This is a genomic window from Pseudomonas sp. M30-35, assembly GCF_002163625.1.
In the GTDB taxonomy this organism is placed as follows: Bacteria; Pseudomonadota; Gammaproteobacteria; order Pseudomonadales; family Pseudomonadaceae; genus Aquipseudomonas.
In genome coordinates this window covers 4,913,763-4,926,954 of the sequence record NZ_CP020892.1, presented here as the reverse complement: position 1 = coordinate 4,926,954, position 13,192 = coordinate 4,913,763, and the positions used below count along the sequence as shown (strand labels likewise).

General features: G+C 53.1%; 14 protein-coding genes. All 14 read left to right on the top strand.

Going from position 1 to position 13,192, the window contains the following annotated elements; translation table 11 throughout:
- Positions 1-107 precede the first annotated feature (107 nt).
- The 14 genes from B9K09_RS22520 (at position 108) to B9K09_RS22455 (ending at position 13,182) form a co-directional block, all read left to right on the top strand.
- A complete protein-coding gene (locus B9K09_RS22520) occupies positions 108-1,097 on the top strand; it encodes a YeiH family protein (protein WP_087518907.1) in 990 nt (329 codons plus the stop codon).
- Positions 1,098-1,631: 534 nt separating this feature from the next.
- Entirely contained in the window at positions 1,632-3,524 is a 1,893-nt protein-coding gene (gene mnmG, locus B9K09_RS22515; protein WP_087518906.1) for a tRNA uridine-5-carboxymethylaminomethyl(34) synthesis enzyme MnmG, read from the top strand.
- Complete coding sequence (gene rsmG / locus B9K09_RS22510; protein WP_087518905.1) at positions 3,524-4,183, top strand: 16S rRNA (guanine(527)-N(7))-methyltransferase RsmG; 660 nt, start codon at positions 3,524-3,526, stop codon at positions 4,181-4,183. The genes mnmG and rsmG overlap by 1 nt, the downstream gene beginning before the upstream one ends.
- Positions 4,184-4,195: 12 nt before the next feature.
- Entirely contained in the window at positions 4,196-4,984 is a 789-nt protein-coding gene (locus tag B9K09_RS22505; RefSeq protein WP_087518904.1) for a ParA family protein, read from the top strand.
- Between the two features lie 11 nt (positions 4,985-4,995).
- A complete protein-coding gene (locus B9K09_RS22500) occupies positions 4,996-5,868 on the top strand; it encodes a ParB/RepB/Spo0J family partition protein (RefSeq protein WP_087518903.1) in 873 nt (290 codons plus the stop codon).
- A 158-nt stretch (positions 5,869-6,026) separates the two neighbouring features.
- A complete protein-coding gene (locus B9K09_RS22495) occupies positions 6,027-6,434 on the top strand; it encodes a F0F1 ATP synthase subunit I (RefSeq protein WP_087518902.1) in 408 nt (135 codons plus the stop codon).
- A gap of 16 nt (positions 6,435-6,450) precedes the next feature.
- Complete coding sequence (atpB, locus tag B9K09_RS22490; RefSeq protein WP_087518901.1) at positions 6,451-7,320, top strand: F0F1 ATP synthase subunit A; 870 nt, start codon at positions 6,451-6,453, stop codon at positions 7,318-7,320.
- A 142-nt stretch (positions 7,321-7,462) separates the two neighbouring features.
- Positions 7,463-7,717, top strand: a complete 255-nt coding sequence (gene atpE, locus B9K09_RS22485) for a F0F1 ATP synthase subunit C (RefSeq protein ID WP_087518900.1) — start codon at positions 7,463-7,465, stop codon at positions 7,715-7,717.
- A gap of 56 nt (positions 7,718-7,773) precedes the next feature.
- Positions 7,774-8,244 (top strand): F0F1 ATP synthase subunit B, encoded by a 471-nt coding sequence (locus B9K09_RS22480; protein ID WP_087518899.1) that lies wholly within the window; start codon positions 7,774-7,776, stop codon positions 8,242-8,244.
- Positions 8,245-8,258: 14 nt separating this feature from the next.
- Positions 8,259-8,795 carry a F0F1 ATP synthase subunit delta gene (locus B9K09_RS22475; RefSeq protein WP_087518898.1) on the top strand — a complete coding sequence of 179 codons (537 nt, stop codon included), beginning with the start codon at positions 8,259-8,261 and terminating at the stop codon, positions 8,793-8,795.
- A gap of 21 nt (positions 8,796-8,816) precedes the next feature.
- The gene (gene atpA / locus B9K09_RS22470) at positions 8,817-10,361 is read left to right on the top strand and encodes a F0F1 ATP synthase subunit alpha (RefSeq protein ID WP_087518897.1); all 1,545 of its coding nucleotides are present in this window, start codon (positions 8,817-8,819) and stop codon (positions 10,359-10,361) included.
- A gap of 50 nt (positions 10,362-10,411) precedes the next feature.
- Entirely contained in the window at positions 10,412-11,272 is an 861-nt protein-coding gene (gene atpG / locus B9K09_RS22465; protein WP_087518896.1) for a F0F1 ATP synthase subunit gamma, read from the top strand.
- Positions 11,273-11,302: 30 nt separating this feature from the next.
- Positions 11,303-12,679, top strand: coding sequence for a F0F1 ATP synthase subunit beta (gene atpD / locus B9K09_RS22460; protein ID WP_087518895.1), 1,377 nt, complete (start codon positions 11,303-11,305; stop codon positions 12,677-12,679).
- Between the two features lie 77 nt (positions 12,680-12,756).
- The gene (locus B9K09_RS22455) at positions 12,757-13,182 is read left to right on the top strand and encodes a F0F1 ATP synthase subunit epsilon (protein ID WP_010487835.1); all 426 of its coding nucleotides are present in this window, start codon (positions 12,757-12,759) and stop codon (positions 13,180-13,182) included.
- The last annotated feature ends 10 nt before the right edge of the window (positions 13,183-13,192 follow it).

Sequence of the window (13,192 nt, the reverse complement as noted above, 5' to 3'; positions counted from 1 at the left end):
CGTTCGGTTTTACTTATGCACAGGATAAGAACAATGCATTTTTATAAACATTACCTGTGCCTGAGTATGTCGTCCATAGCAACTGTTATGGATAGATGTGAATCGCCATGCGCACAATCATCGCTCTACCCGTCATCGCCATTAGCGCCTTATTGCTGGCCCAGATACCGGCAATCAGTCAGTTAGGCCTGAGCGCTTTACCACTGGCGATTGTCCTCGGTGCCGTTTACGGGCATTTCAACCTGAGTGAACCGAGCCAACCTGAAAAGTTATTCACAAGGTTCTGCCAACAGAAGCTACTGCGCACCGGCATTATTCTGTTTGGCTTCAGCCTGAGTTTTCAACAGATCGTGCAAGTCGGTTGGCAGGCTGTAGTTCTGGATATCACTGTAACCAGCAGCATCTTGATACTCGGCACCTGGTTGGGGATAAAACTGTTTGGGCTGCCAAGAGACCTGGCTGTGCTGATCTCCGCCGGTAGTGCTATTTGCGGTGCTGCAGCAGTGCTGGCCAGTGAACCCGTACTCAAGGCCAAACAGCAATACGTGACCATTGCAGTCGCGACGGTGGTGCTATTTGGCACCTTGGCCATGTTTATTTACCCGCTGGTATTTCACATAAGCGGTATGACCGAGCATAACTTCGGGATCTACATCGGCAGCACCGTCCATGAAGTCGCTCAAGCCGTTGCCGCCGGCGACTCAGTGGGTGGTGAAGCGCTGCAATCTGCAGTTGTGGTCAAGCTGATCAGGGTGATGTTGCTGGCACCTTTCATTCTGATCCTGAGCAGTCTGGTATTTCGCGATGAGCAAACACCAGGCCAGTCGAAAGCCAAAATCACCGTTCCCTGGTTCGTATTCGGCTTCATCGCTGCGGCCTGCATCAATAGCTGGGCTGCGTTACCGGCTGAAGTTATTCACAGCCTGCAACTACTTAGCCAACTGACCCTCGCAATGGCGATGGCAGCGCTGGGCAGCCAGACGCAATGGCGTGTTATCAAACAGGCTGGCTTCAAACCCATGTTGCTGGCTGCCATCTTGTTTGTGGTTTTGCTGTGTGGCGGTTTTTACCTGAACAGCTGGCTTATTCCTCAATAAATACCACGCCAGATGCCGCGTTCAAGCATCAATCCACAGAATAGTCAGCTGTGCATAAACCCTGTGGAAAACCATCCCTAAGCCCAGTCCATAACCCGGTGATAAAGCTGGGTACAAACCACCCTGTGGATAAAGTGCTGTTTGATCCACAGCTTAGTGACTGCTATCTGACAGTTTCAATGCAGGCTCTACACAGAACCATACATCGCTGTACAGTAGATGGTTATTGGCCTGCGTTAATCTATCCACAGAAAACCGCCTGTTACTTTATAAACATAAAAATAAAGATCTTTAAAGATTCTTACTTTTCTATATTTATTAACTGACCGACTCCTTTCGAGCTTGGAAGCCTGGAGAAAGCACAGACCAATTGGCTATTTTTTGTGCAAAAGGCTTCTTTACCTACGCCTAACTGCCTATACTTATCGGCTAGCTAGCTTTTCTGTGCCGGACACATTGAATTTTGTGTCTGTGCTCGTATCAAAAGCCCCCCATTTCAGAACACAGCTGTTCAGAACTAACACGAGGTGCGTGGTGGATTTCCCTTCCCGTTTTCAGGTGATCGTTATCGGCGGTGGTCATGCCGGCACCGAAGCTGCGCTTGCAGCTGCACGCATGGGTGTAAAAACTCTGCTGCTGACCCATAACGTGGAAACCCTTGGCCAGATGAGTTGCAACCCTGCGATCGGCGGGATTGGTAAAAGCCATCTGGTAAAGGAAATCGACGCACTCGGCGGTGCCATGGCTGAAGCCACTGACAAAAGTGGGATTCAGTTTCGCGTTCTGAACAGCCGTAAAGGCCCAGCCGTTCGTGCCACTCGAGCACAAGCGGATCGTGTGCTGTACAAAGCAGCTATTCGCGAAACCCTGGAAAACCAAGACAATCTGTGGATATTTCAACAAGCTGCGGATGATCTGATCGTCGAGAACGACGAAGTCAAAGGCGTTGTGACTCAGATGGGTCTGCGCTTGCTTGCTGATTCAGTGGTATTAACCACCGGCACCTTTCTCGGCGGACTTATCCACATTGGTCTGCAGAATTATTCAGGTGGTCGCGCTGGTGATCCGCCTTCGATTGCCTTGGCTCAACGCTTGCGTGAACTACCGCTGCGCGTGGGTCGCCTGAAAACCGGTACACCGCCACGCATCGATGGTCGTTCTGTAGATTTCTCAGTGATGACTGAGCAGCCAGGTGATACACCGATTCCGGTAATGTCGTTTATGGGTTCGAAAGAACAACATCCGCAGCAAGTTAGTTGCTGGATTACCCATACCAACGCCCGGACTCACGAACTCATTGCCGCCAACCTTGATCGTTCGCCGATGTACTCAGGTGTGATTGAAGGGGTCGGTCCGCGCTATTGCCCGTCTATCGAGGACAAGATTCATCGATTCGCGGATAAGCAAAGCCATCAGATATTCATTGAGCCTGAAGGCCTGAATACGCATGAGTTGTATCCCAACGGCATTTCCACATCGTTGCCATTCGATGTGCAAATTCAGATGGTTCGCTCGATAGTCGGCATGGAAAACGCTCACATCGTGCGCCCTGGCTATGCCATTGAATATGACTACTTCGACCCGCGTGATCTGAAATACAGCCTCGAAACCAAAGTGATCGACGGGCTGTTTTTTGCAGGCCAAATCAATGGCACCACTGGTTACGAAGAAGCCGGTGCACAAGGTTTGCTCGCAGGTGCCAACGCTGCACTACGTGCTCAAGGTAAAGATTCCTGGTGCCCGCGTCGCGATGAAGCGTACATCGGTGTGCTGGTCGATGACCTGATTACGCTGGGCACGCAAGAGCCTTACCGCATGTTCACCTCACGGGCTGAGTACCGATTGATTTTGCGTGAAGACAACGCAGATTTGCGCCTGACCGAGAAAGGCCGCGAACTGGGTTTAGTCAATGATCAACGCTGGGCTGCGTTTGAAACCAAGCGTGAGGCCATCGCTCAAGAAGAACAGCGTTTGAAAAGCACTTGGGTCCGGCCAAACACAACTGATGGCGATGCTATTTCCCAGCGTTTTGGCACACCACTGACTCATGAATACAATCTGCTCAATTTGCTATCGCGCCCGGAGATTGATTATCTCGGATTGGTTGAGGTCACCGGTGGCGGTGCGCTAGACCCACAAGTGGCTGAGCAGGTTGAGATCAAGACTAAATACGCCGGTTACATTGACCGCCAGCAAGATGAAATCTCGCGCATGCGTGCCAGCGAAGACGTCAAGTTGCCTGTGGATATCGAGTATTCGACGATTTCTGGTCTATCCAAAGAAATCCAGCACAAACTGGGTGACTCACGGCCTGAAACCCTCGGCCAGGCGGGTCGCATCCCAGGAGTCACTCCGGCAGCGATATCGCTGTTGATGATTCATCTTAAAAAACGTGGAGCGGGTAAGCAGTTGGAGCAGAGCGCTTGATGTCAGGGGGAACGCCGTTGGTGACTGAAGGTCACGCCGCAGAGTTGGCTCAAGGTGCCGTTGAGCTAGGTGTAGAAATATCACCCGAGCAGCAAGCGCAGCTCATGGCGTATCTGGCTTTGTTGATCAAGTGGAACAAAGCCTACAACCTGACCGCAGTGCGCAACCCGGATGAAATGGTTTCGCGCCACTTGCTCGATAGCTTGAGTGTTGCGCCTTACGTCAGTGACGCTGGGGATAACTGGCTGGATGTTGGCAGTGGCGGCGGTATGCCGGGTATTCCACTGGCCATACTGTTTCCCAACAAGCAATTTACCCTGCTCGACTCAAACGGTAAGAAAACCCGCTTCCTGACTCAGGTAAAACTGGAACTGAAACTGGCTAACCTGCAAGTTATCCACAGCCGGGTCGAAGGATATACGCCTGAGCAGCCGTTCAGCGGAATTAGCTCTCGGGCATTTAGCTCACTGAAAGACTTTTCTGACTGGACCCGTCATCTCGGCGACGACAAAACCCAGTGGCTGGCCATGAAAGGTGTCCATCCAGATGATGAACTGCAAGAATTGCCTGCAGATTTCACTCTGGTTAATACGCAGGTTCTCAAGGTTCCCGGTTGCCAAGGCCAGCGACATCTGTTGATACTGCGTCGCTCGGTCTAAGGGGAACGCAGCATGGCAAAAGTATTCGCAATAGCTAACCAGAAAGGCGGCGTGGGCAAGACCACCACCTGCGTGAACCTGGCTGCCTCACTGGTTGCAACCAAGCGCCGCGTGCTGTTGATCGACCTGGACCCGCAGGGCAACGCAACCATGGGCAGCGGTGTTGATAAGCATGCACTGGAACACTCGATCTACGATGTGTTGATCGGCGAGAGCGATCTGGGCCAGGCCATGCAGTTCTCAGAGCATGGTGGCTATCAACTGCTGCCAGCTAACCGTGACCTGACAGCCGCTGAAGTTGGCTTGCTGGAAATGAAAATGAAGGAAAGTCGCCTGCTCAACGCATTGGCGCCGATCCGCGAGAATTACGATTACATCCTGATTGATTGCCCACCGGCCCTGTCGATGCTGACGGTTAACGCCTTGGTCGCATCCGACGGTGTAATCATTCCAATGCAGTGTGAGTACTATGCGCTAGAAGGCCTGAGTGATCTGGTTAACAGCATTCAGCGCATCGCCAAGTTGCTCAATCCGTCACTGAGAATTGAAGGTCTGTTGCGCACCATGTACGACCCACGCATCAGTTTGACCAATGATGTTTCTGCGCAACTCAAGGAACATTTTGGCGACCTGCTTTACCAAACTGTAATCCCGCGCAATGTGCGTTTAGCCGAAGCTCCGAGTTTTGGCATGCCGGCGTTGGTCTATGACAAGCAATCGCGGGGTGCCATCGCTTATTTGGCACTGGCTGGTGAGTTAGTTCGCCGTCAGCGCTCACGCGCCCGTACTGTTACTGCATAAGGAATTTCTGCATGGCCGCCAAGAAACGAGGGCTAGGACGAGGCTTGGATGCGCTGCTGGGTGGCACCAGTGTTGACGCATTGCAGGAAGAAGCGGCCAAGGTCGATAGCCGTGAATTACAGTACTTGCCGCTCGACCTGATTCAGCGTGGCAAATACCAGCCGCGCCGGGATATGGACCCGACGGCACTTGAAGAACTCGCACAATCGATCAAGTCCCACGGTGTGATGCAGCCCATTGTGGTGCGTCCGGTTGCTAAAGGTCAGTTTGAGATTGTTGCCGGTGAACGTCGCTGGCGTGCCAGCCAGCAAGCAGGTCTCGATACTATTCCGGCAATGGTCCGTGAATTAACGGACGAAGCCGCAATCGCCATGGCGCTGATTGAGAATATCCAGCGTGAAGACCTCAACCCAATTGAGGAAGCCATGGCGCTGCAACGCCTGCAGCAAGAATTCCAGCTGACGCAGCAACAAGTTGCAGAGGCTGTGGGTAAGTCGCGGGTGACCATCACTAACCTACTGCGGTTGATTGCCCTGCCCGAAGAGGTTAAAACCCTGCTTTCCCATGGCGACCTGGAAATGGGCCATGCCCGTGCACTGCTGGGTTTACCGCCCGAACAACAGATCGAAGGGGCGCGACATGTTGTCGCACGTGGTTTAACCGTGCGCCAGACTGAAGCCTTGGTACGTCAGTGGTTGAGTAGCAAAGAGCAACCTAAAACGACGGCTAAAGCTGACCCAGATATCAGTCGCCTTGAACAGCGCCTCGCTGAGCGGCTAGGCTCTCCGGTGCAAATCAAGCATGGTCAGAAGGGCAAAGGCCAATTGGTGATCCGTTACAGCTCGCTCGATGAGCTGCAAGGTGTGCTCGCTCACATTCGTTGAAACAATTGAACATGTAGCACTAGTCGGAAATGACTACCTGACAGTTGAATGGGGCCGCTTGCGCCCCTATACTCTGCGCGCATTTCGACGGCACAAACTATGCCAAGTTTTATTAAATGGGCAGTTGCCGGATAACATCAGATTTTAGGAAAGCAATGATGGAAGTACGCACGCCGAATCGCCTGCCGTTCCATCGTTTACCGGTGTTTCCGGTGCTTGTAGTCCAACTGATGGTTGTATTAATTGCAGCTGCTGTACTTTGGCAGTGGCGAGGTAGCATATCCGGGTATTCCGGACTGTGCGGTGGCCTGATTGCATGGCTGCCAAATGTATATTTTGCCCACAAGGCGTTTCGGTTTTCCGGTGCCAGGGCTGCTCAAGCGATCGTCCGGTCTTTTTATGCCGGCGAAGCGGGCAAGTTAATTCTAACGGCAGTGCTGTTTGCACTGACGTTTGCAGGTGTGAAGCCATTGGATGCGCTGGCGGTCTTCGGCGTTTTCCTTCTGACCCAATTGGTCAACTGGTTTTCACCTCTGCTAACTAGAACAAGATTTTTTAGACCTTAGGGCGTTTGAGGCAAACATGGCAGAACAAACCGCTTCGGGCTATATCCAGCACCATTTGCAGAACCTGACTTTTGGGAAACTGCCTACAGGTGATTGGGGTTTCGCTCACACAGCAGAACAAGCTAAAGAAATGGGCTTCTGGGCATTCCACGTGGATACCTTGGGTTGGTCCGTGGTTCTTGGCCTGATTTTCATTCTAATTTTCCGCATGGCAGCCAAGCGTGCTACCAGTGGCCAACCGGGCGGCTTGCAGAACTTCGTTGAAGTGATGGTCGAGTTCGTTGATGGCAACGTCAAAGATACGTTCCATGGCCGTAACGCGCTGCTCGCACCCTTGGCTTTGACCATCTTCGTCTGGATCTTCCTGATGAACTTGATGGACTTGGTTCCGGTGGATTTCCTGCCTGTTCTGGCGCAGAAAATCTCTGGTAACGAGCATGCATTCTTCCGCGTGGTACCAACCACCGATCCAAACGCGACACTGGGCATGGCCCTGTCGGTGTTTGCTCTGATCATCTTTTACAGCATCAAGGTCAAGGGTATCGGCGGCTTTATTGGCGAGCTGGCCCTGCACCCGTTTGGCAGCAAGAACATTCTGCTTCAAGCGCTGCTGGTTCCGGTGAACCTGTTGCTTGAGCTTGTGACCCTGATCGCTAAGCCTATCTCTCTGGCACTGCGACTGTTCGGTAACATGTATGCAGGCGAGCTGATCTTTATTCTGATTGCCGTGATATTCGGTAGTGGCATGTTCTTGCTAAGCACCTTGGGCGTCGCCCTGAGCTTGGCGTGGGCTATATTCCACATCCTGATCATCACGCTGCAAGCGTTCATCTTCATGATGCTGACCATCGTCTACCTGTCGATGGCTCACGAAGACAACCACTAATAGCGTTTGCGCACCGTTCCAGATAGAACAGTGCGCAACGATATCGGTGGGCGCCCGTGAGGGCATGCTGGACAAACGATTTAGCTTTACCGCTTAACCTTAGAAACACTTAACCAATACGACATAAAAGTCGGGAGGAAAAATGGAAACTGTAGTTGGTTTAACTGCGATCGCTGTTGCTCTGCTAATCGGTCTTGGCGCCCTTGGTACTGCCATTGGTTTCGGCCTGCTGGGCGGCAAATTCCTGGAAGGCGCTGCGCGTCAACCAGAAATGGTGCCAATGCTTCAAGTGAAAATGTTCATCGTCGCCGGCTTGCTCGACGCCGTGACCATGATCGGTGTTGGTATCGCACTGTTCTTCACCTTCGCGAATCCTTTCGTTGGTCAAATCCTGTAATCACTCGATTATTCGAGTGACTGGTTTGATAGACAACGAACGAGCGAGGTGTTGGCGTGAACATTAATGCAACCCTGATTGGCCAGGCCGTTGCCTTCTTCATCTTCGTGATGTTCTGCATGAAGTACGTATGGCCTCCGGTCATCACTGCTTTGCAAGAACGTCAAAAGAAGATCGCAGAAGGTCTGGACGCTGCCAACCGTGCAGCTCGTGATTTGGAGTTGGCCCAAGAGAAAGCGGGTCAACAACTGCGCGAAGCTAAAACACAGGCAGCAGAAATTATTGAGCAAGCCAAGAAACGCGGTACCCAGATTGTCGACGAGGCCCGTGAACAGGCTCGCGTTGAAGCTGACCGTGTGAAGGCTCAGGCTCAGGCTGAGATCGAACAAGAAATGAACAGTGTCAAAGACGCGCTGCGTGCCCAAGTGGGTGCTCTGGCTGTCGGCGGTGCTGAGAAGATCTTGGGCGTTTCAATCGACCAAAACGCGCACGCGGAGCTGGTTTCTAAACTGGCAGCGGAAATTTAAGCGAGGGCGCGATCATGGCAGAATTGACCACGTTGGCCCGACCTTACGCTAAGGCTGCCTTCGAGTACGCTCAGGCCCACCAGCAACTGGCCGATTGGTCAGCCATGCTCGGCCTGGCTGCTGCGGTATCGGAAGACGATACCATTCAGCGCGTGCTCAAGGCCCCGCGTTTGACGAGTAAAGACAAGGCCACCACTTTTATTGAAGTGTGTGGTGACAAGTTTGACGCACAAGTAAGCAATTTCATCCACGTATTGGCTGAAAACGATCGTCTGGCCTTGTTGCCGGAAATCGTTGACCTGTATGAGCTGTATAAGGCTGAGCAGGAAAAGTCGATAGACGTTGATGTGACCAGTGCTTTTGCGTTGAACGATGAACAGCAAGACAAACTCGCCAAGGTTCTCAGTGCACGGCTCGGTCGAGAAGTGCGTCTGCACGCCGCGGAGGATGCCGCCCTGATAGGTGGTGTCATCATTCGCGCCGGCGACCTGGTTATCGATGGCTCAGTTCGCGGCAAAATCGCGAAACTGGCCGAAGCATTGAAATCTTGAGTTTGAAGGGGCAGCAGAGCTATGCAGCAACTCAATCCTTCCGAAATAAGTGAAATCATCAAGGGACGTATCGAGAAACTCGACGTCTCTTCCCAAGCCCGAAACGAAGGCACTATCGTCAGCGTATCTGACGGTATTGTGCGTATTCACGGTCTCGCCGATGCTATGTATGGCGAAATGATCGAGTTCCCGGGTGGCGTCTACGGTATGGCACTGAACCTGGAGCAAGACTCCGTTGGTGCAGTCGTACTGGGTGCATACACCACGCTCGCAGAAGGCATGAGCGCGAAGTGCACCGGCCGTATCCTCGAAGTTCCGGTTGGTCCGGAACTGCTGGGTCGTGTTGTTGACGCATTGGGTAATCCAATCGACGGTAAAGGCCCGCTGAACAACGTCGCAACTGACGCTGTTGAAAAGGTTGCACCGGGCGTGATCTGGCGTAAGTCGGTTGATCAGCCGGTACAGACTGGCTACAAGTCAGTCGATGCCATGATCCCGGTAGGCCGTGGCCAGCGTGAGCTGATCATTGGTGACCGTCAGATCGGTAAGACTGCTTTGGCAGTTGACGCCATCATCAATCAGAAAAACAGCGGCATTAAGTGCGTCTACGTAGCAATCGGTCAGAAGCAATCGACCATCGCTAACGTGGTGCGCAAGCTGGAAGAGAATGGCGCCTTGGCCAACACCATCGTGGTGGCTGCCTCGGCTTCTGAATCCCCAGCGCTGCAGTACATTTCTGCCTACTCCGGTTGCACCATGGGTGAATACTTCCGTGACCGTGGTGAAGACGCGCTGATCGTTTATGACGATCTGTCCAAGCAAGCAGTGGCTTATCGTCAGATTTCCCTGTTGCTGCGCCGTCCACCAGGCCGTGAAGCTTACCCAGGTGACGTGTTCTATCTCCACAGCCGTCTGTTGGAGCGTGCATCGCGCGTATCCGAAGAGTATGTTGAGAAGTTCACCAATGGTGCTGTGACTGGCAAAACCGGTTCTTTGACCGCTCTGCCAATCATTGAAACCCAGGCTGGCGACGTTTCTGCGTTCGTACCAACCAACGTGATTTCGATCACTGACGGTCAGATCTTCCTTGAGACCTCGATGTTCAACTCCGGTATCCGTCCAGCGGTCAACGCTGGTATCTCGGTATCCCGTGTAGGTGGTGCGGCTCAAACTAAGATCATCAAGAAGCTTTCCGGTGGTATCCGTACCGCTCTGGCTCAGTACCGTGAATTGGCGGCATTCGCCCAGTTCGCATCTGACCTGGACGAAGCCACTCGTAAGCAGCTTGAACACGGTGAGCGCGTCACTGAGCTGATGAAGCAGAAGCAATATGCACCAATGTCGATTGCTGACATGGCGCTGTCGCTGTACTCAGCTGAGCGTGGTTTCCTGCGGGATATCGAAGTCGCCAAAGTTGGTGCTTTCGAGCAGGCCCTGATTGCTTACTTCAACCGTGATCACGCTGACTTGTTGGCGAAGATTAACGTGAAGGGTGACTTCAACGACGAAATCGATGCGGCCCTCAAAGCCGGTATCGAGAAGTTCAAAGCCACCCAAACCTGGTAAGCCGCAGCGAGGGCTTTGCAGCCCTCGCTTGCTAACCTGATAGGTGTCAAATGGCAGGCGCAAAAGAGATTCGCAGCAAGATTGCGAGCATCAAAAGCACGCAGAAGATCACCAGCGCCATGGAGAAGGTGGCGGTAAGCAAAATGCGCAGAGCACAAATGCGCATGGCGTCTAGCCGTCCCTACGCGGAGCGTATCCGCCAGGTAATTGGTCATCTGGCCAACGCCAACCCGGAATACCGCCACCCGTTCATGATCGAGCGCGAAGTAAAGCGTGTAGGTTATGTAGTGGTAAGCAGTGACCGTGGTCTGTGTGGTGGTCTGAACACCAACCTGTTCAAGGCTCTGGTCAAAGACATGGCGAGCAATCGCGAGCAAGGCGTAGAGATTGATCTCTGCGTGATTGGTAGCAAAGGTGCGGCGTTTTTCCGTAACTTTGGTGGCAATGTTGTTGCTGCGATCAGCCACCTGGGCGAAGAACCATCGATCAATGATCTGATTGGTAGCGTCAAGGTAATGCTCGATGCGTACCTCGAAGGTCGTATCGATCGTTTGTCCGTGGTCTCGAACAAGTTCATCAACACCATGACGCAACAGCCGACAGTGGAGCAGTTGATTCCATTGGTGGCGACTCCGGATCAAGAGCTCAAGCATCACTGGGACTACCTGTACGAACCCGACGCCAAAGAGCTTCTCGAAGGCTTGATGGTGCGTTACGTGGAGTCGCAGGTGTACCAGGCAGTGGTTGAGAACAACGCGGCTGAACAAGCTGCACGGATGATTGCAATGAAGAACGCCACCGACAACGCCGGTGATTTGATTGGTGATTTACAACTGATCTATAACAAGGCGCGTCAGGCAGCAATTACCCAAGAGATTTCGGAAATCGTCGGCGGCGCTGCCGCGGTTTAAGAACGGTTCAAATATTCAGAGGAACCAAAGATGAGTAGCGGACGTATCGTTCAAATCATCGGCGCCGTTATCGACGTGGAATTCCCGCGTGATCATGTGCCGAGTGTTTATGAAGCGTTGAAAGTAGTCGGCGCTGAAACCACCCTCGAAGTTCAGCAGCAGCTGGGCGACGGTGTGGTTCGTACAATTGCAATGGGTTCGACCGAAGGCCTGAAACGTGGCCTCGACGTCAACAGCTCCGGCGCAACCATCCAGGTACCGGTTGGGGTTAAGACCCTGGGCCGTATCATGGACGTGCTGGGCAACCCAATCGACGAAGCTGGCCCGATTGGCGAAGAAGAGCGTTGGGGCATTCACCGTCCTGCGCCAAGCTACGCTGAACAAGCGGGCAGCAACGAACTGCTGGAAACAGGCATCAAGGTTATCGACCTGATCTGCCCGTTTGCCAAAGGCGGTAAGGTTGGTCTGTTCGGTGGTGCCGGTGTTGGTAAAACCGTAAACATGATGGAACTGATCCGTAACATCGCCATCGAGCACAGCGGTTATTCCGTGTTCGCTGGTGTGGGTGAGCGTACTCGTGAGGGTAACGACTTCTACCACGAGATGAAGGATTCCAACGTTCTCGACAAAGTAGCCTTGGTCTACGGTCAGATGAACGAGCCACCGGGCAACCGTCTGCGCGTAGCGTTGACTGGTCTGACCATGGCTGAGAAGTTCCGTGATGAAGGCCGTGATGTACTGTTCTTCGTGGACAACATCTACCGTTACACCTTGGCCGGTACTGAAGTATCCGCACTGCTCGGCCGTATGCCGTCGGCAGTAGGTTATCAGCCGACTCTGGCCGAAGAGATGGGCGTTCTGCAAGAACGTATCACTTCGACCAAGACCGGTTCGATTACTTCGATCCAAGCCGTATACGTACCAGCGGATGACTTGACTGACCCGTCCCCGGCGACCACCTTCGCCCACTTGGACGCAACCGTCGTATTGTCCCGTGACATCGCTTCGTTGGGTATCTACCCAGCTGTGGATCCGTTGGACTCCACCTCTCGCCAGCTCGATCCGCAGGTGATTGGTCAGGAGCACTACGACACCGCTCGTGGCGTTCAGTACGTACTGCAGCGTTACAAAGAGCTGAAGGACATCATTGCTATTCTGGGTATGGACGAATTGTCCGAAGCCGATAAGCAGTTGGTATCCCGTGCTCGTAAGATTCAGCGCTTCCTGTCTCAGCCATTCTTCGTGGCCGAGGTCTTCACCGGTTCTCCAGGCAAATACGTTTCCCTGAAAGACACCATTGCAGGCTTCAGCGGCATCCTCAAGGGCGACTACGATCACTTGCCAGAGCAAGCGTTCTACATGGTCGGCAGCATTGAAGAAGCGGTAGAGAAAGCGAAGAAACTGTAATCACCGTATGCGCCTGGAAACGGGCGCATCAGGTTGTGGATAAAACTTATCCACAACCTGTAATGTGAGGCAAGGTTATGGCTATGACAGTCCATTGCGATATCGTCAGCGCAGAAGCGGAGATGTTTTCCGGACTGGTCGAGATGGTAATTGCGCACGGTAACTTGGGTGATATCGGTATCACTCCAGGCCACGCGCCGTTGCTGACTGACCTGAAGCCGGGTCCAATCCGTTTGATCAAGCAAGGTGGCGAAACCGAGGTGTTTTACATCTCTGGTGGTTTCCTTGAAGTGCAGCCAAACATGGTGAAGGTTTTGGCCGACACTGTGCAGCGTGCTGCCGATCTTGATGAAGCGTCTGCTCAGGAAGCCGTCAAGGCTGCTGAGAAAGCGTTGAACGAGCAAGGCGCCGAGTTCGATTACGGCTCTGCTGCTGCTCGTCTGGCCGAGGCTGCAGCTCAGCTGCGCACCGTCCAGCAATTGCGTAAGAAGTTCGGCGGCTAATCGCAGCAGT